Origin of the sequence: Serratia sp. J2, from assembly GCF_046269175.1 — a bacterium.
In the GTDB taxonomy this organism is placed as follows: Bacteria; Pseudomonadota; Gammaproteobacteria; order Enterobacterales; family Enterobacteriaceae; genus Chania; species Chania fonticola_C.
The window spans coordinates 120,060-136,248 of record NZ_JBKABN010000007.1; the positions used below are offsets into that span (position 1 = coordinate 120,060).

Consider the following 16,189-nt stretch of genomic DNA (forward strand, 5'->3'; position numbering starts at 1 on the left):
GAGCCTTTACAATTCCTGCCAAGCTCCGCCTGTTTTCCGCAAATCATAGCTATTTCAGTCAGTTACTCGTTGACGATGCATTGACAATTCCTGTGTTTGATTACGTTATAACATGTTGATTTTTTACAATTTATTGCCTTTGACTCGGTTCTTGCTAATATCGAACGAGCATTTATCTTATTTACCTGCTGGCCAGCGACCGCTAGCCTTGCAATGAACCGTAAAATCAATAGGGATAAGAATGAAACGTGCGTTGACTCTAATGGGCGTGTTATTCGCCACCGTACTGACCGGCACCCAGGTCGCCAGTGCGAACGAATACCCATTGCCGCCGCCAGGCAGCCGTCTGATTGGTGAGAATACGATTTACAACGTGCCAAACGATGGCCGTTCGCTGGAAGCCATTGCGGCTGACTACAAGATTGGGCTGTTGGGCATGCTGGAAGCTAACCCGGGGACCGATCCCTATCTGCCTAAACCGGGGTCGGCGCTGACGATCCCGACACAGATGCTGCTGCCGGATACCCCACGTGAAGGAATTGTGGTCAACCTGGCAGAACTGCGCTTGTACTATTACCCGAAAGGGGAAGATAAGGTGATTGTCTATCCGATCGGTATTGGCCAGACCGGTATGAATACACCGTTGAAGGTGACCTCGGTCAGCCAGAAGATCCCGAATCCAACCTGGACACCCACCGCCAACATCCGCAAGCGCTACCAGTCACAGGGTGTGACTCTGCCTGCGGTAATACCGGCTGGGCCAGAGAATCCGATGGGGCTGTTTGCCATGCGTCTGGCCATGGGGCACGGTGAATACCTGATCCACGGCACCAATGCCAACTTTGGTATCGGGATGCGCGTGAGCTCGGGCTGTATCCGCCTGCGCCCGGACGATATCGAGGCGTTGTTCAACCAGGTGCCACAAGGCACCAGAGTGCAAATCGTCAATGAACCGGTGAAGGTCTCCGTGGAGCCAGACGGCAAACGCTATGTAGAAGTACATCAGCCATTGTCTAGAGTGGCCAGTGACGATCCCCAGACCATGCCTATCACGCTTTCTAAAAATCAGAAAGCCTTTGCTGCCGATCCACAAACCGATAAGGCAATGCTCGACAGCGCCATCGTACGGCGTTCAGGTATGCCGGTGCTGGTCAGTGTAGGGCAAGAGCCTTCTGAGGTCGCTACGCCGCCTACAGCGCTTCCTGGTGAGGGAGCTGACACCTCTGGCGAGTCTGGTGCACCGATTAGCTCGGTGAACTGAGTTCCTGCATTGTGTAAGGGCGTGGTATACCCCTTGCGTCACCAATCTGAAGCCTGGCGTTGAGCCGGGCTTTTTTTTGCCTGTAAGGGGGGCTAATGAGAGGCAAAAAAAAACGGTGCACAATGTGCACCGTTTTCAATAACCGAAGCTAACTTACTTTTTGTAAGCGTGTGCTTGGTTGTCCAGACGCTGGTTAGCGCGCGCTGCGTCGTCTTTAGCTGCTTGAACGTCAGAACGGATTGCGTTCACGTCGTTGCTCAGCTGATCAACTTTAGCGTTCAGAGTCTGAACGTCAGAAGACAGTTGATCGATTTTAGCGTTGCTTGAGCAGCCAGCCAGCATAGTAGAAGCCAGGATTACCGCGCCCAGTACCAGTTTAGTACGATTCATTATAACACCCTCTAGATTGAGTTAATCTCCATGTAGCGTTACAAGTATTACACAAACTTTTTTCGAAAGAGAATAAATTTTTTGTATTAAGGCCCTTTATTTTGATCGTTCGCTCAAACTTGCATCTTGTTTTGCAAAATAGTTAAAAAATCGAAGGAAAACAGCCTGATTCTATGGGACAACTCTCAAATGAAATTGGCGAAATAAACCGCTTTAATGGTTGCGTTTTTCTGAAAGTGCGGTATTGCAGATAAAAAAAACGCCGCTTAGCGGCGTTTGGGTCACAGATTTGTTGTCACGTTTATTATTACAGCACGTGAACCGAGGCAGTATTGGTGGTGCCGCTTGGTACCAGAGCACCAGAAACCATCACCACGACGTCGCCTTTCTGTGCCAGGCCGCTCGCCAAAGCAACTTCTTTACCAATGCGGTAGAAGTCGTCGGTAGAAGCGATTTCTTTGACCATCTGAGTGGTGATACCTTTGCTCAGGATCAACTGACGAGCAGTGACTTCGTTAGTCGTCAGCGCCAGGATCACGGCGTTAGGGAAGTACTTACGCACGGATTTGGCCGACTTGCCGCCGCTGGTAGCCACCACGATCAGTGGTGCGTCCAGTTTTTCGGCAGTTTCTACCGCACCGCGGCACACCGCTTCAGTAATACGCAGTTTACGGTTGTCGTTCAGGGTGTCGATACGGCTAGGCATCACGCGGTCGGTACGTTCGCAGATGGTTGCCATGATGGTGACGGCTTCCAGCGGGTATTTACCCTTGGCGCTTTCACCAGACAGCATCACCGCATCGGTACCGTCCAGGATGGCGTTGGCAACGTCACCAGCTTCTGCACGGGTAGGGCGCGGGTTCTTGATCATAGAATCCAGCATCTGGGTAGCGGTGATAACCACTTTGCGTGCGCGGTTACACTTCTCGATCATCATCTTCTGCGCGAAGATCACTTCTTCTACCGGGATTTCAACACCCAGATCGCCACGGGCAACCATGATGCCGTCAGATGCTTCGAGGATCTCGTCGAAGTTGTTCAGGCCTTCCTGGTTTTCGATCTTGGAGATGATCTGAATGTTTTCGCCGCCATGAGCCTTCAGGTGCTCACGGATTTCCAGCACGTCGGAACGCTTACGGATAAAGGAAGCCGCAACGAAGTCTACGCCTTGCTCACAACCGAAGATCAGGTCACGTTTGTCTTTTTCGGCCAGCGCTGGCAGCTGAATGGAAACACCTGGCAGGTTAACGCCTTTGTTTTCGCCCAGATCGCCGCTGTTCAGTACCTTACAGATCACTTCGCTTTCGGTAACCGCAGTCACTTCCATACCGATCAGGCCATCATCCACCAGTACGGTGTTGCCAATTTTCAGGTCGGCAGCAAAGCCAGGGTAGGTCACCGCAACGCGCTCTTTGTTACCGATAACGCTCTGGTCGGTGGTGAAGGTGAAGGTCTGGCCTGCAACCAGGGCTGCATCAACGCCGCCTTCCAGCTTCATGGTACGGATTTCCGGGCCTTTGGTATCGAGCAGGATACCGGCGTTTATACCGGTTTTGGCAATGACCGCACGCATGTTCTTGATGCGGTTACCGTGTTCTTCATAATCGCCGTGGGAGAAGTTAAGGCGCATTACGTTCATGCCCGCGTTCAGCAGGCTGGTCAGCATTTCTTCCGACTCGGTTTTCGGGCCGATAGTACAAACAATTTTGGTCTTTTTCATGACGATTTTTTCTGCAAGTTGTGATGGATAATAAAACTAACGGTACCGGCGGCTAGGCCATCGGTAAGGGATTTGGGTTGTGCCTGGCAATGCAAAACATAGTTAAGGATAGGTGACCTTGGTCGAAATGGGGTGGAAAAATTCGGCCGATGCCCAGGTGTGGGTAGGCTGCGCAAAAAGCGAGGATGAGAATTGGTTGTAATTGCGTTTTCGCAGATCAAGGGCTGAAACCATTCAACTGAAAGACGTTGCGCATTATAAGGCTATGCGGCTGGAAACAAAACAAAAAACCGCAGTTGCGGGCAGTTTTGTACATAAAGCTAGCAAATGTGGCGCAAATAAGCCGCCTGCCAGCGGGTTTGTTGCGCAAATAGCATTACTGTAACGGATTATGTTTTCGAAAAATAAAGTGACGGACTTCACATTTTCAAACGTTTTGCTGGATTTCCAGCAGGACTCCGTCATCCAGACAGAAACAGCCAAATACGGTAGCGGCAGGGATCGCCAACGTTTCCTGGGCTATCAGAGTATGCACATCGCTGCCGACGGTGAACTCGAAGATCCCAGAAAGGATGCGGATTTGCTGGGGATAGGGGCGTTTTTGCAGTTGGTCGAAGGTGCCTGCGGCAAATTTGACTTCCCAGGCGGTGCTCCCATCGCTCATTAGCCCTTGGCGGCGGGCGAGGCCATTGTCGAGTTGTTCGAACGGCAGCTGTGATTTAAAAACCGACATCAAAATTACCTCCATCAGGATACTGCGCTGATGATACGCGACGGGCCGACGCTCTGTCCGGTATTACTGTTAAATTGGGTTACCGTTAGGCGAGAGATAATACTGGGAAGCGAAACAAGAAGTGGTGCGTCCGAATGGACTCGAACCATCGACCCCCACCATGTCAAGGTGGTGCTCTAACCAACTGAGCTACGGACGCACTGGGCTACTTTCAGGAATTTGGTGCGTCTGAATGGACTCGAACCATCGACCCCCACCATGTCAAGGTGGTGCTCTAACCAACTGAGCTACAGACGCATCTTTTTCCTCTCTGTCATGGCTGACAGCGGGGACGAATATTAACGAGCAACCCGGCCGCTGGCAAGGGGAAAAACGCAATTTTATTTGGTATTTCACGCGATTGCTGAGCTTATGTGCAGTAAGGTGGTTTTTTCTGCAATGGCTGGCGAGGAACTCGCCGGTTTGCCTGAGACAAACCGGCGAACGCTATTAACGAGTGGAACGCTGCAAAATCAACGCCGGAGGCTGGCGCTGTAACCAACGCATCCGCAATACCATCATGATGGCGGCAAAGGTCAGACCGATAATAAAGCCGAACCAGAATCCGCTTGGCCCCATTGCCGGCACGATGTAGTCCGTCAGCGCCAGCAGGTAGCCGCTTGGCAATCCGAGAACCCAATAGGCCACAAAGGTGATGTAGAAGATCGCCCTGGTATCTTTATAGCCCCGCAGAATACCGCTACCGATAACCTGGATGGAGTCGGATATCTGGTAAATCGCCGCCAGCAGCATCAGATGGGAGGCCATGGTCACGACCGCAGGGTTATCATTATACAGCAGGGCGATAGACTCGCGGAACGCGGCGGTGAACAACGCCGAGCAGCTGGCCATGGCGATGCCGACGGCAATCGCCGCATAGGCGGCAATCCGAGCGCCCTCTACCGATCCTTCGCCCAGACGGTGTCCCACGCGAATGGTGGCCCCAACGCCGAGCGATAGCGGCAGTACAAACATCAGTGAACTGAAGTTCAGGGCAATCTGGTGTCCGGCAACCGCGACGATACCCAGCGGTGAAACCAGTAATGCCACCACGGCAAACAGCGTCACTTCAAAGAACAAGGCCAGGGCAACTGGTAGGCCAATGCCGATCAGGCGTTTTAACGCCTGCCAGTCCGGACCACGATGTGCACCTTCCTCCAGCTTGATATCCCGCAGCGAGGACGCACGTTTGGCATACCAGCGCATCATCAGGAACATCATCCAATACACGCTGGCGGTAGCGACACCACAACCGACGCCGCCCATTTCCGGCATGCCAAACTTGCCGAAAATCAATATGTAGTTGATCGGGATGTTGATCAACAGACCCAAAAAGCCGATTACCATGCCGGGCTTGGTTTTGGATAGGCCTTCACATTGGCCACGGACGACCTGGAAGAACAAATAGCCGGGTGCTCCCCACATAATGGCATGGAGGAAACCAACGGCTTTTTCAGCCAGCAGCGGATCGATGTTGTGCATCATGTCGATCACCAACTGGCTGTTATAAATCACGGCGATAATCAGTAGTGAAACCCCAGATGCCAGCCAAAAGCCCTGGCGCACCTGATACGCGATACGATCGCGGCGGCCCGCGCCGTTGAGCTGGGCGATTACCGGGGTCAAGGCCAACAGTAAACCGTGGCCGAACAGGATGGTCGGCAGCCAGATAGAGGTCCCGACGGCAACGGCGGCCATATCCGTGGCGCTATAAGAGCCAGCCATGATGGTATCGACCACGCCCATTGCGGTTTGGGATATTTGCGCGATGATGACCGGAATTGCGAGGGCCAATAAACTACGCGCCTCAATAAAGTACTTCTGCACGTATACACCTTTCTAATTATTTATGGGGAAGGGGTGTTGCTGCATCAGCAACAACTAAAAACTGCGGAATATGCCGAAAAGATTGTACCTGCTAGTCGGGGTTAAGCAAAGGTTGTAAAGAAATAGTTATACTCGTCGTCTTGTAACTAAAGTGCTGTTAACCCCCAGGGCATAAACTAGGCAGGCACCGCTTTTTTGCCGTTGTGCGTTTGGTTTTCTGCCGTAACTGGGGCAAACTGCTTACAGCGCGTTGAACATAGTCATAAAGAAGAGGCCAACATGTTTACCGGTATCGTACAAGGCACCGCCCCGCTGGTTGCCGTTGATGAAAAACCCAACTTCCGTACCCACGTTGTTGAAATGCCTGATGAGTTGTTACCAGGGCTGGAGCTGGGGGCCTCGGTAGCCCACAACGGCTGCTGCCTGACCGTCACGGAGATTGCAGGCAATCGCGTCAGCTTTGACCTGATCAAAGAGACCCTGCGGTTGACCAATCTTGGCGATCTTAAACTGGGTGATGTAGTCAATCTGGAAAGAGCAGCCAAGTTTAACGATGAAATCGGCGGGCACCTGATGTCCGGGCATATTATCTGTACTGCGGAAGTCACCAAGATCTATACCTCGGAAAATAATCGCCAGATCTGGCTGCGTATGCCGAATATCGATTTGATGAAATATGTGCTGCATAAGGGTTTTATCGGCATCGACGGCATTAGCCTGACCATAGGTGAGGTGGTCAATAACCGTTTCTGTGTGCATTTGATCCCGGAAACCCTTGAGCGCACCACGCTAGGTAAAAAGCGCCTGGGCGATAAGGTCAATATAGAAATCGATCCGCAAACTCAGGCGGTGGTGGATACCGTCGAGCGCGTGTTGGCTAATCGTGAGGCTGCGTTAGCTGTTACCAAGCCGCCAGTACCCAAAGCCTGAGAACCCTGTACCGATAACCCTATATAGGAGCCAAACGTGAAGTTTTATAGAAAAACGATGATGTTAGCGGCGCTGTTGGCGCTGACCGCCTGTTCAAGCTCCCCGGAACAGGCGAACTCACAGTCTGCCGAGGCTGAAGACGATACCTGTGGTGCGGCGCAGTATCAGAATTATGTGGGTAAACCGCTGTCTGCGTTGGATGGGGTCAATATTCCTCAGCAGGTACGGACTATTCCTTATAACTCTATGGTAACCATGGACTTCAATCTAAAGCGCTTGAACTTCCTGGGTGACAGTGAAGACAAAATCATTCGCGTTTATTGCGGTTGATTATCCTTTACCCCAACCCTGTGGGTTGGGGTAAAGGATTTTAGCGGGGAACTCGCAGGCCACCTTCGACGCCTTTAGGGCTGAATACCACCTGCCAAAGTTGAATATCGCGAGCGCGGAACGCCCCGGCACAGGCATTAAGGTAATAACTGAACATCCTTTCGAAACGTTCGGAATAGCGCGATGCCAGCTGTGGCCAGCTCTGTTTGAAGCGTTCATACCAGGCCATCAGAGTACGATCGTAATCTGCGCCGATATTATGCCAATCTTCCATGACGAAACGGCCTTCGCTGGCCTGGGCAATATGCTTCACTGACGGCAGGCAACCGTTGGGGAAGATATATTTATTGATCCACGGATCAACGTTCATATCGGTTTCGTTAGAGCCAATGGTATGCAACAGGAAAATGCCATCGGGTTTTAAATTACGTTCCACCACCTCGAAATAGGTGCGGTAGTTCTTCGGCCCAACGTGTTCGAACATGCCAACCGAGACGATGCGGTCAAACTGCTGGTAGAGATCGCGGTAATCCTGCAGCAGAATTTCTACGTCCAGCCCGGCACAGCGTTCTTGCGCCATTTTCTGCTGTTCGGCGGAGATGGTGACCCCCACCATGGAAACGCCGTAGTGCCTGGCCGCATAAGCAGACAGGCCGCCCCAACCACAACCGATGTCCAATACCCGCATGCCGGGCTGCAGGTGCAGTTTTTCGCAAATCAACCGAAGTTTGGCTTCTTGTGCTTCTTCCAACGTAGTGGCCTGTTGCCAATAGCCACAGGAATATTGCATGTAGGGATCCAGCATCTGGGTAAACAAATCGTTACCCAGATCGTAATGCTCTTTACCAACGATCCAGGCACGTTTTTGGGATTGCAAATTGGTCAGGCGAGCGGCGGCAATACGCAAGATATCCTTCAGGTGGTGTGGCAGTTTCTTTTCCAGGCCAGCTGCGACAACCCGCTGAAAAAATATGTCCAGCCGTTCGCACTCCCACCAACCGTCCATATAGCTTTCACCCAGCCCCAGGGAGCCGTCTTGCAGTACGCGTTTAAAGAAATTGGGATTATTGATCTGAATATCGAAAGGGCGTGAACCATTGATTTCAATACCGGCCATGCTAAGCATTTCATGAGCGATACGATACCAATGGTTATCCTGGATGCTCAGATCTTCTATACACGATGAACTCATAGCTTCTCCATCACCTTCTTCTGACTTATGATCCTGCAGAATTTAGCGTAGACAATTTCTACAGGGGCATACGTATACCTACGGTAAAATTTCACCGTGGTGTCTGATATCCGACTGGAACAGAGGAAATTTAAGAGACTCCCTGCGTCAAAGAACGCGGGTAAATGCTACCTTAAATAAAGTGTGATGCCATCCACGTACGCAGCAGTTGCTGCAATAAGAGCTTAGTATAACTGTTATTCTAAAAGGTCGTTTTGAGTATAGGCTTGCCGAGGCGTAGACTCAACTGCAAATCGCGCTCGGCAAGAATTTTCATTAAGTGACTATTTACAAGGAGAATTATGAGACGGAGTCGGCATGCTCCTGCCGTGTTACCTGCGTATCATCCGTTCCTTTCCCACGTTGGATCAGATAGCCCAAGGCTGCTAAAAATACGGTAGCAACCATTACGCTAGCCGTGGCTAACAGCGGTTGGGCGATAAATGCCGAAACCAACAGGCTGGCGATAAAGCATAACCCCAACTGCAACGTATTTTGCAGCGCAGCGGCTTTGCCACTGTTGTTGGGGAAGGGCATCAATGCATTGGCCACTAGAATAGGATAGCTGGCACCGTTTACTAACGCCATAAAGCAGAACGGTATCAACAGCGTGGTCAACGTTGGTTCGCTCAACGTGGCAATCAGATACAACGCCACCATGCTAACGCCATAAGCTAACAGCAACCACGGCAGCAAGGTTTTGCCAGAAATGCGATTTAACGCGCTACGGCAGCTGTAACCCCCTAATAAGAAAGCCAGTGTTTGCGGCACATAGCTCAAACCAATATCGTTTGGGCTATACCCCATATCGCCGAGGATAAAGGGTGAACCCGTCAGCCAGGCGAAGAAGCCGGCAGAACAGGCGGCAAAAACCATCACGTTGCCGCTGAATGCCGGGGATTTCAAAATCTGCATAAAGCCAAGTCTTGGCTTCTTATCGGCGGAAGGTACCAGTCTGCTGCGGTCTTTCAGCAGTAAAGTGGGGATCAGCAGCAGGGCGGTAATCCCCAGCAGCACGGCGAAGATGGCCCGCCAGCCCATATGGTTGAGCAACCAGGCACCCAGCAGCGGGGCCAACGCTGGAGAGAGGGCGACCAGTGGCATAATGGAAGCGAAAACGCGGTTGGCTTTGCCATCGCGGTAGCGATCGACCACGATCGCCTGCCAGGTGACGGCGGCGGAACACACGCCAATGGCTTGAATAAAGCGCAGTGACCACAGTTGTGCCACGTTCTCGACCCACAGCATACCGAGACAGCCGAAGGCGAACAGCGCAAGGCCAATCAATAACACGGGCTTACGGCCAATACGGTCAGACAGCGGCCCCCACAGCAACTGGGCGAAGGCAAAGCCCGCCAGGAAGATGCTCAGGCTGGCGCTGATCGCCCCAGCGGAGATTTGCAGATCCTGCTGCATTGCCCCAAAGGCGGGCAGGTACATATCGGTAGCCAGATAGCCCAACATACTCAGGCCAGCCAGGTAGAACATAAATCCAAAATTTCGCATTGCTATTTCTCGTTAAAATTATGCTGTCGCAGGTTTTGAAGCGCCGGCAAGTGTATACGGCTGGATCTCTGCTTGTGAAACGGTAATATTTGCAAGGTGCTGTTAAAAAATTTGAAGGCAAGCTTATGTGGTCTGAATATTCACTCGATGTGGTAGATGCGGTAGCACGGACCGGCAGTTTCAGCGCGGCGGCACAGGAGCTGCACCGTGTTCCTTCTGCGGTGAGCTATACGGTGCGCCAATTGGAGCAATGGCTGGCGGTGCCACTGTTTGAACGCCGTCACCGGGATGTGGAACTGACGCCTGCGGGGGCGCTGTTTATTAAAGAAGCGCGGGTTGTTATCAAAAAAATGCTTGATACCCGACGACAGTGTCAGCAAGTGGCCAACGGTTGGCGCGGGCAATTGCGGATTGCGGTCGATCTGATCGTCAAACCCCAGCGCAGCCGCCAATTGGTGCTGGATTTTTATCGCCATTTCCCCGATGTGGAACTGATGGTGCAGCCTGAAGTATTTAACGGCGTATGGGATGCGCTGGTCGATGGTCGCGCTGAGATGGCCATCGGCGCAACGCGGGCGGTGCCAGTGGGCGGTGGTTTTGCCTTTCGCGATATGGGCTTTATGAATTGGCTCTGCGTAGTCCATGCCAAGCATCCGCTGGCTGCCATGCAAGGAAAACTGCGCGACGATCAGCTACGGCCTTATCCCTCGTTGCTGTTGGAGGATACTTCGCGCAATTTACCCAAGCGGGTGACCTGGTCGCTGGACAACCAGCGGCGGCTGACCGTGCCGGACTGGGTTTCGGCGGTAGATTGTTTGCGTGCCGGGCTGTGTGTGGGCATGGTGCCCGCGCATCGGGTATTGCCGTTGGTACAAAGTGGCGAACTGGTGGTGTTGCCACTGCATGAGCCTTTCCCACCCAGCGCCTGCTGCCTGACCTGGCAGCAAAACGCCCAGTCGCCGGCCATGGCCTGGCTGTTGGATTATCTGGGCGATAGCGAAACGCTCAATCAGGAATGGCTCAGTGAAGAGGATCCGGGGGCAGTTCACATGCGCCCCAACATGAGTTAACGGCGGTAATCGACAAAAGGACCATCGGCAACTGAGCGGCGCTCGATAAGTTTTGGATGTACTTCAATCACCTGCGACTCTTCACGCTTGCTGATGATGCGATCCAACAGCATGGTAAAGGCCATCTCACCCAGGCGCTCTTTCGGCTGGTGAATGGTGGTCAGCGCTGGGGTGAAGTAGCGGGCATTACGCACGTTGTCGTAGCCAATGACTGAGATATCCTGTGGTACACGCAACCCCAGCTCATCGGCGGCGCAGATCGCCCCCATGGCCATAATATCACCGCCACAGAAAACGGCGGTGGGGCGATGCTTTTGCGACAGGATCTGATGCATGGCTTTGTAGCCAGATTCGGGCTCGAAATCCCCCTGCACGACCCATTCTTCGCGCACTTCGATGTTGGCTTCCTTCATGGCCTTCAGAAAGCCCTGATGGCGACCCCCACCAGTATTACGTGCCAGTTGACCCGGAATGGCACCGATGTCCCGGTGGCCACGCTCGATCAGGTAGCGGCCTGCCAGGTAGCCGCCCTCGAAGGCATTGTCGATAATGGTATCGGTGAAGTCTCCGCGCGCGGTACCCCAATCCATCACCACCATGGGAATATTACGGTAATCTTCCAGCATGCCCAGTAGCTGATCTGGATACTCTGAGCACATCACCAGCAGGCCATCGACACGTTTTTGCGCCAACATCGCCAGATAGGCTTGCTGTTTATCCAGATTATTGTGCGAGTTACACAAGATCAGGGTATAGCCTTTGCTGTAGCAGCTGTTTTCTACCGCTTCGATCACTTCGGCAAAATAGGGGGCCTCGCTCGAGGTGGCGAGCAAACCGATCGATTTAGTATGGTTGACCTTGAGGCTGCGGGCCACGGCGCTGGGTGAATAGTGCAGCTCTTTGATAGCGGCCCAAACGGCCGTTTTGGTATCTTCGGCGACGAAACGCGTTTTATTGATAACGTGCGAAACGGTAGTGGTAGAAACGCCAGCGCGTTTGGCCACATCTTTAATCGTTGCCATGTAAAAAATGACTCCTAAACCCACATGTTACAGCATGTAAGTATGATGTTAATCGTTTGCCTGCGTAGATCCTTCCCCAGATAAGCGAAAACTGAGTTTTTAGTGCTGAAGTCGTAAATCGCTTGAACAGGGAGGGGCAGTTTATCGGTACGCAGTTGTGAACTGCGGATTTTGTCGCATATTGAAGAAAAGTGGAAGAGCTAATCGGTAATTATCAGTGGGGAAATCAAAACAAGATTTTAATCACGGACTGTGGGAAAATGATTTGACGTATAAACTGTGTGGCTTATGCTCTGGAAAAGCCAATCTGAGAGGGAGTTGTATATGGATACCAATTTGAAGATGTCATTACTCACCACCGTGGGTGCTTTGGCAATGATTATTGCTTTCAGTTTTATTGCCGCATTGAACTGAGCCGCAGCAGAAAAACAAAGGCGCAGCTTGATGCTGCGCCTTATTTATTAGCTAGCCACCTGCCGTTAAGCCAGGTTTTCTGCCACGAACGCCCAGTTCACCAACGCCCAGAAGTTTTCCAGGTACTTTGGCCGCGCATTGCGGTAGTCGATATAGTAAGCATGTTCCCACACGTCAACGGTCAATAGCGGAACGTCTGCGCCAGTCAGCGGGGTTGCCGCGTTCGAGGTGCTGACGATTGCCAGACTGCCGTCCGCTTTTTTCACCAGCCAGGTCCAGCCAGCGCCGAAGTTTTTCACGGCGGCATCGGTGAACTGCTCTTTGAAGGCGGCGAAAGAGCCGAATGACTTATTGATGGCCTCCGCCACTGCGCCTGTTGGTTCGCCACCACCTTGCGGTGACAAGCAGTGCCAATAGAAGGTGTGGTTCCAGACTTGAGCGGCGTTGTTGAACACCCCACCGGTGGAGGTCTTGACGATCTCGACCAGGGATTTGCCTTCGAACTCGCTGCCTTTCACCAGGTTGTTCAGGTTAACCACGTAGGTGTTATGGTGCTTGCCATAGTGGTATTCCAGCGTTTCTGCGGAAATGTGCGGTTCGAGAGCGTTTTTCTCATATGGTAATGCAGGTAATTCAAACGACATTGCTTTCTCCTTTTATAGACAATACGTCTCTCCGACACTGTGGGCCTTGGTGGCCGAGGGCGAAAAAACGCGATTGCACCACTTTTGTTATGGTTATTAATCTTAACAACTTTCCGAGCGAAAAGAACATCCAAAGTGTGCCAAGTGACTGATTGATTGAAGTCGCAGCGGCTTTTTGTTTTTTTGGGAGAGGAGTGCGCGGCTGAGCATTAGGCTCAGCCGTGCCAAGTCAACGAATGGTGGTTGGGGTCACTACGCGGCGGGCGCCAATATAATGGTTCTGCCAATAGTCATTATCCAACTGACTGATACGAATTTCTTCACCGGTACGCGGTGACTGGATGAACTTGCCGTTACCAAGATAGACACCAACGTGATCGGCTGTGCCACGGTTATTGATACGGAAGAACACCAGATCGCCCATCTCAAGCTCATTGCGCTTGATCGGCGCAGCATCTCGGAGGTGGTACATTTCGTTGGCGGTACGCGGCATTTTGATTTTGACAACGTCTTTGTACGCGTAATAAATCAGCCCACTACAGTCGAAGCCCGTACCGGGTGAAGATCCACCCCAACGGTAGGGTTTACCCATTTGCCCCATCAGCTTGGCCATTGCGGTCTGCTTGGCGTGCTGATAGCGTTTTTTGTGGGCGGCAGAAAGTTTCAGAGGCTTTTCGTGGCCAGCCAATTTTGCTGTGGCCTTGCCTTCCTCACGATGGCGACCATAACCTTTTTTATAGCCTTTCTTAGGCGGGGTGACTTTGACCTTGGCCGTTTTGGTTACCTGGTTTTTGGTTTTAACGCTGGTGGTTTTTTTTGCGTTCTTTAAGGTTGCTTGTTTGTTTTTTAGCGTTTTCGGAGGGGTGGCTGCCTTCACTTTTTTATTGGCTTTCTCCGCTTTCTTTTTTTTGCGGTCGTCTGGCCGGGCTTCATTAACGTGACTCTTGCGCTGCTCGGCAGAAACACGTGCCTGTGGCGCAGCGTGCGCCAAATTGAAGAAGAGCTGCGTAAATAGCAGCACAAAAAGTGTAATAATTAACCGCATATCGACGTTACCAACCTTGGCTCCGAAACAGAAATCGAATGAGTCACAGTATTCCCGAAATTCACCCTATAAAACAGCGTGGATCTCATAAATACTAATTCATATTGTGAGAAAACGTTAATGGCATTTTTATTGTTGCAAAATCAAGCGTCTAGTGGCTAAAAAAGCGACATGGATCATGCGGTTGGCTTATTGCTCGCGGCATTGGGCTGCACAAATATAATAGTGAAACGTCCGGGTTAAAAATGTTATTCTGGGGCCATGTTTTAACCAGCTCGGTGTGACCGCAGCGTTTGCTGAGGCAATCAGAGAATGTCCCTGCAAAAGATGGCGTTTTCTTGGCACCGGTCCTGCCGCTACAATAGACAATGTGATGCATGTTGTAGCCATGATGTGGCTTGAGGAAGCAATAATGACGACGATTGAAAAAATTCAGCAGCAAATTTCTGCTAACCCGATCCTGCTGTATATGAAGGGCTCACCGAAATTGCCAAGCTGCGGTTTCTCTGCTCAGGCCGTGCAGGCGCTTTCTGCCTGTGGCGAACGCTTTGCCTATGTTGATATTCTGCAAAACCCGGATATTCGCGCCGAGCTGCCAAAATACGCCAACTGGCCAACCTTCCCACAGCTGTGGGTCGATGGTGAACTGGTTGGCGGCTGCGATATCATCATCGAGATGTACCAGCGTGGTGAACTGCAGCCGTTGATCAAAGAAACGGCCGAGAAATATAAAGATCAGGAAGACCAACAGCCTTAATGGCCTAGGGGTTTACCAGATAAAATCGGGCGGCACCTTTATCAGTGCCGCCCGATTTTTTTATGTCTGTCAGTTTGCCAGCAAGCTATTGCGATTCAACGTTGGCAATCGGCCAGCCACCGAGACGTTTCCAGCGATTGACCAGTTCACAGAATAGCTGGGCGGTTTGCTGAGTATCATAAAGTGCTGAGTGCGCCTGGCTGCTATCAAACGGCATGCCGGCGGCAATACAGGCTTTAGCCAGCACCGTCTGCCCCAATACCAGCCCGCTAAGCGCTGCGGTATCAAAGGTGGCGAACGGGTGGAACGGGTTGCGCTTCAGGCTGGCACGCTCGGCGGCGGCCATCAGGAAACTGTGATCAAAGTTGGCATTATGCGCCACGATGATTGCCCGGTTACAGCCCTGATCCTTAATGCCTTTACGCACGGCTTTGAAAATCGCATGCAGCGCATCATATTCACTCACTGCGCCACGCAGTGGATTATGTGGATCGATACCGTTGAAGGCCAGCGCTTCCGGTTGCAGGTTTGCCCCTTCAAACGGCTCTACATGAAAATGCAGCGTTTCATCTTGCTGTAACCAGCCATTTTCATCCATTTTCAGCGTGACGGCGGCAATCTCTAGCAGCGCATCGGTCTGAGCATGAAACCCGGCGGTTTCCACATCAATAACAACGGGATAAAACCCACGGAAACGGCCACTCAGGGCGTTAAGATCACTTTTTTCGGCCATCAGTTTCTTATCTTTAGCGAATTCAGCGCGCATTATGACAAATTTCTTGTCTTGGTGCAGCGGAGATAGAAAGCAGGGCGCATGGAGCGCCCTGGAGAAACCTCAGTTACCGAGGCCGTGACCTGCGTGCTTGTTCTCGATCAGTTCGATCTTGTAGCCGTCCGGATCTTCGACGAAGGCAATCACGGTGGTACCGCCCTTGACTGGGCCGGCTTCGCGGGTGACTTTGCCACCGGCCTGACGGATGTTGTCGCAGGTAGCGGCTACATCATCGACGCCCAGCGCCAGATGACCAAAAGCGGAGCCCATCTCGTAGCTGTCGACGCCCCAGTTATAGGTCAGTTCGATGACCGAGCCTTCGCTTTCATCGCTATAACCCACGAAGGCCAGCGAGTATTTGTACTCGGTGTTTTCGCTGGTACGCAGTAAGCGCATGCCTAATACCTTGGTATAGAAGTCGATGGAGCGTTGCAGATCGCCGACACGGAGCATGGTATGGAGTAAGCGCATAATTTCCTCTGATTGGATATGCCGCGG

17 protein-coding genes and 2 tRNA genes are annotated in these 16,189 nt (G+C 52.0%); 6 read left to right on the forward strand and 13 right to left on the reverse strand.

The window, feature by feature from the left end; translation table 11 throughout:
* The first annotated feature begins 241 nt into the window (after positions 1–241).
* Positions 242–1,261, forward strand: a complete 1,020-nt coding sequence (locus ACKWMY_RS09795) for a L,D-transpeptidase family protein (RefSeq protein ID WP_261160764.1) — start codon at positions 242–244, stop codon at positions 1,259–1,261.
* A 153-nt stretch (positions 1,262–1,414) separates the two neighbouring features.
* On the opposite strand, the gene ACKWMY_RS09800 is transcribed toward ACKWMY_RS09795, so the two are convergent.
* From ACKWMY_RS09800 to ACKWMY_RS09825, 6 genes are all read right to left on the reverse strand, one after another.
* Positions 1,415–1,651: a major outer membrane lipoprotein gene (locus ACKWMY_RS09800; RefSeq protein WP_005165631.1), complete on the reverse strand. Its 237-nt coding sequence runs from the start codon at positions 1,649–1,651 to the stop codon at positions 1,415–1,417.
* Between the two features lie 307 nt (positions 1,652–1,958).
* Positions 1,959–3,371, reverse strand: a complete 1,413-nt coding sequence (gene pykF / locus ACKWMY_RS09805) for a pyruvate kinase PykF (protein WP_024529892.1) — start codon at positions 3,369–3,371, stop codon at positions 1,959–1,961.
* A gap of 427 nt (positions 3,372–3,798) precedes the next feature.
* Complete coding sequence (locus ACKWMY_RS09810; protein WP_024529893.1) at positions 3,799–4,104, reverse strand: hypothetical protein; 306 nt, start codon at positions 4,102–4,104, stop codon at positions 3,799–3,801.
* Positions 4,105–4,226: 122 nt separating this feature from the next.
* Positions 4,227–4,303: transfer RNA gene (locus tag ACKWMY_RS09815), tRNA-Val, on the reverse strand.
* A 21-nt stretch (positions 4,304–4,324) separates the two neighbouring features.
* Positions 4,325–4,401: transfer RNA gene (locus ACKWMY_RS09820), tRNA-Val, on the reverse strand.
* 192 nt (positions 4,402–4,593) lie between these two features.
* Positions 4,594–5,970, reverse strand: a complete 1,377-nt coding sequence (locus ACKWMY_RS09825) for an MATE family efflux transporter (RefSeq protein WP_024486164.1) — start codon at positions 5,968–5,970, stop codon at positions 4,594–4,596.
* 279 nt (positions 5,971–6,249) lie between these two features.
* On the opposite strand from ACKWMY_RS09825, the gene ACKWMY_RS09830 reads away from it, so the two are divergent.
* Together ACKWMY_RS09830 and ACKWMY_RS09835 are read left to right on the forward strand one after the other, a co-directional pair.
* The gene (locus tag ACKWMY_RS09830) at positions 6,250–6,900 is read left to right on the forward strand and encodes a riboflavin synthase (protein WP_024529894.1); all 651 of its coding nucleotides are present in this window, start codon (positions 6,250–6,252) and stop codon (positions 6,898–6,900) included.
* 36 nt (positions 6,901–6,936) lie between these two features.
* Entirely contained in the window at positions 6,937–7,230 is a 294-nt protein-coding gene (locus ACKWMY_RS09835) for an I78 family peptidase inhibitor (protein ID WP_024529895.1), read from the forward strand.
* A 40-nt stretch (positions 7,231–7,270) separates the two neighbouring features.
* On the opposite strand, the gene cfa is transcribed toward ACKWMY_RS09835, so the two are convergent.
* Together cfa and punC are read right to left on the reverse strand one after the other, a co-directional pair.
* A complete protein-coding gene (gene cfa / locus ACKWMY_RS09840) occupies positions 7,271–8,422 on the reverse strand; it encodes a cyclopropane fatty acyl phospholipid synthase (RefSeq protein WP_024529896.1) in 1,152 nt (383 codons plus the stop codon).
* A gap of 339 nt (positions 8,423–8,761) precedes the next feature.
* On the reverse strand, positions 8,762–9,967 hold the full coding sequence (gene punC / locus ACKWMY_RS09845; protein WP_409486241.1) for a purine nucleoside transporter PunC: 1,206 nt from the start codon (positions 9,965–9,967) through the stop codon (positions 8,762–8,764).
* 125 nt (positions 9,968–10,092) lie between these two features.
* On the opposite strand from punC, the gene punR reads away from it, so the two are divergent.
* On the forward strand, positions 10,093–11,037 hold the full coding sequence (punR, locus tag ACKWMY_RS09850; protein ID WP_024529898.1) for a DNA-binding transcriptional activator PunR: 945 nt from the start codon (positions 10,093–10,095) through the stop codon (positions 11,035–11,037).
* Here punR and purR read toward each other — a convergent pair.
* Positions 11,034–12,059 carry an HTH-type transcriptional repressor PurR gene (gene purR, locus ACKWMY_RS09855; protein WP_024529899.1) on the reverse strand — a complete coding sequence of 342 codons (1,026 nt, stop codon included), beginning with the start codon at positions 12,057–12,059 and terminating at the stop codon, positions 11,034–11,036. The genes punR and purR overlap by 4 nt on opposite strands.
* Before the next feature lie 324 nt (positions 12,060–12,383).
* Here purR and ACKWMY_RS09860 point away from each other — a divergent pair, with 324 nt between their 5' ends.
* Positions 12,384–12,473 (forward strand): YnhF family membrane protein, encoded by a 90-nt coding sequence (locus ACKWMY_RS09860; RefSeq protein WP_158006235.1) that lies wholly within the window; start codon positions 12,384–12,386, stop codon positions 12,471–12,473.
* 65 nt (positions 12,474–12,538) lie between these two features.
* Here the strand turns inward: ACKWMY_RS09860 and sodB are convergent, their stop codons facing one another.
* Both sodB and ACKWMY_RS09870 read right to left on the reverse strand, forming a co-directional pair.
* Complete coding sequence (gene sodB / locus ACKWMY_RS09865; RefSeq protein ID WP_021178097.1) at positions 12,539–13,117, reverse strand: superoxide dismutase [Fe]; 579 nt, start codon at positions 13,115–13,117, stop codon at positions 12,539–12,541.
* Positions 13,118–13,346: 229 nt separating this feature from the next.
* Positions 13,347–14,162 carry a C40 family peptidase gene (locus tag ACKWMY_RS09870; protein ID WP_024529900.1) on the reverse strand — a complete coding sequence of 272 codons (816 nt, stop codon included), beginning with the start codon at positions 14,160–14,162 and terminating at the stop codon, positions 13,347–13,349.
* 409 nt (positions 14,163–14,571) lie between these two features.
* On the opposite strand from ACKWMY_RS09870, the gene ACKWMY_RS09875 reads away from it, so the two are divergent.
* Positions 14,572–14,919, forward strand: coding sequence for a Grx4 family monothiol glutaredoxin (locus tag ACKWMY_RS09875; RefSeq protein WP_172413932.1), 348 nt, complete (start codon positions 14,572–14,574; stop codon positions 14,917–14,919).
* 85 nt (positions 14,920–15,004) lie between these two features.
* Here ACKWMY_RS09875 and rnt read toward each other — a convergent pair whose 3' ends face one another.
* The gene (gene rnt, locus ACKWMY_RS09880; RefSeq protein WP_021178094.1) at positions 15,005–15,685 is read right to left on the reverse strand and encodes a ribonuclease T; all 681 of its coding nucleotides are present in this window, start codon (positions 15,683–15,685) and stop codon (positions 15,005–15,007) included.
* 69 nt (positions 15,686–15,754) lie between these two features.
* Positions 15,755–16,162 carry a lactoylglutathione lyase gene (gloA, locus tag ACKWMY_RS09885; protein WP_024529901.1) on the reverse strand — a complete coding sequence of 136 codons (408 nt, stop codon included), beginning with the start codon at positions 16,160–16,162 and terminating at the stop codon, positions 15,755–15,757.
* Positions 16,163–16,189 lie beyond the last annotated feature (27 nt).

Excerpts from the sequence above, each read along its gene's own strand:
- ACKWMY_RS09795 (WP_261160764.1), top strand. The coding sequence starts at position 242 with ATGAAACGTGCGTTGACTCTAATGGGCGTGTTATTCGCCACCGTACTG.
- ACKWMY_RS09800 (WP_005165631.1), bottom strand. The coding sequence starts at position 1,651 with ATGAATCGTACTAAACTGGTACTGGGCGCGGTAATCCTGGCTTCTACT.
- pykF (WP_024529892.1), bottom strand. The coding sequence starts at position 3,371 with ATGAAAAAGACCAAAATTGTTTGTACTATCGGCCCGAAAACCGAGTCG.
- ACKWMY_RS09810 (WP_024529893.1), bottom strand. The coding sequence starts at position 4,104 with ATGTCGGTTTTTAAATCACAGCTGCCGTTCGAACAACTCGACAATGGC.
- ACKWMY_RS09830 (WP_024529894.1), top strand. The coding sequence starts at position 6,250 with ATGTTTACCGGTATCGTACAAGGCACCGCCCCGCTGGTTGCCGTTGAT.
- cfa (WP_024529896.1), bottom strand. The coding sequence starts at position 8,422 with ATGAGTTCATCGTGTATAGAAGATCTGAGCATCCAGGATAACCATTGG.
- punC (WP_409486241.1), bottom strand. The coding sequence starts at position 9,967 with ATGCGAAATTTTGGATTTATGTTCTACCTGGCTGGCCTGAGTATGTTG.
- punR (WP_024529898.1), top strand. The coding sequence starts at position 10,093 with ATGTGGTCTGAATATTCACTCGATGTGGTAGATGCGGTAGCACGGACC.
- purR (WP_024529899.1), bottom strand. The coding sequence starts at position 12,059 with ATGGCAACGATTAAAGATGTGGCCAAACGCGCTGGCGTTTCTACCACT.
- ACKWMY_RS09860 (WP_158006235.1), top strand. The coding sequence starts at position 12,384 with ATGGATACCAATTTGAAGATGTCATTACTCACCACCGTGGGTGCTTTG.
- sodB (WP_021178097.1), bottom strand. The coding sequence starts at position 13,117 with ATGTCGTTTGAATTACCTGCATTACCATATGAGAAAAACGCTCTCGAA.
- ACKWMY_RS09870 (WP_024529900.1), bottom strand. The coding sequence starts at position 14,162 with ATGCGGTTAATTATTACACTTTTTGTGCTGCTATTTACGCAGCTCTTC.
- rnt (WP_021178094.1), bottom strand. The coding sequence starts at position 15,685 with ATGCGCGCTGAATTCGCTAAAGATAAGAAACTGATGGCCGAAAAAAGT.
- gloA (WP_024529901.1), bottom strand. The coding sequence starts at position 16,162 with ATGCGCTTACTCCATACCATGCTCCGTGTCGGCGATCTGCAACGCTCC.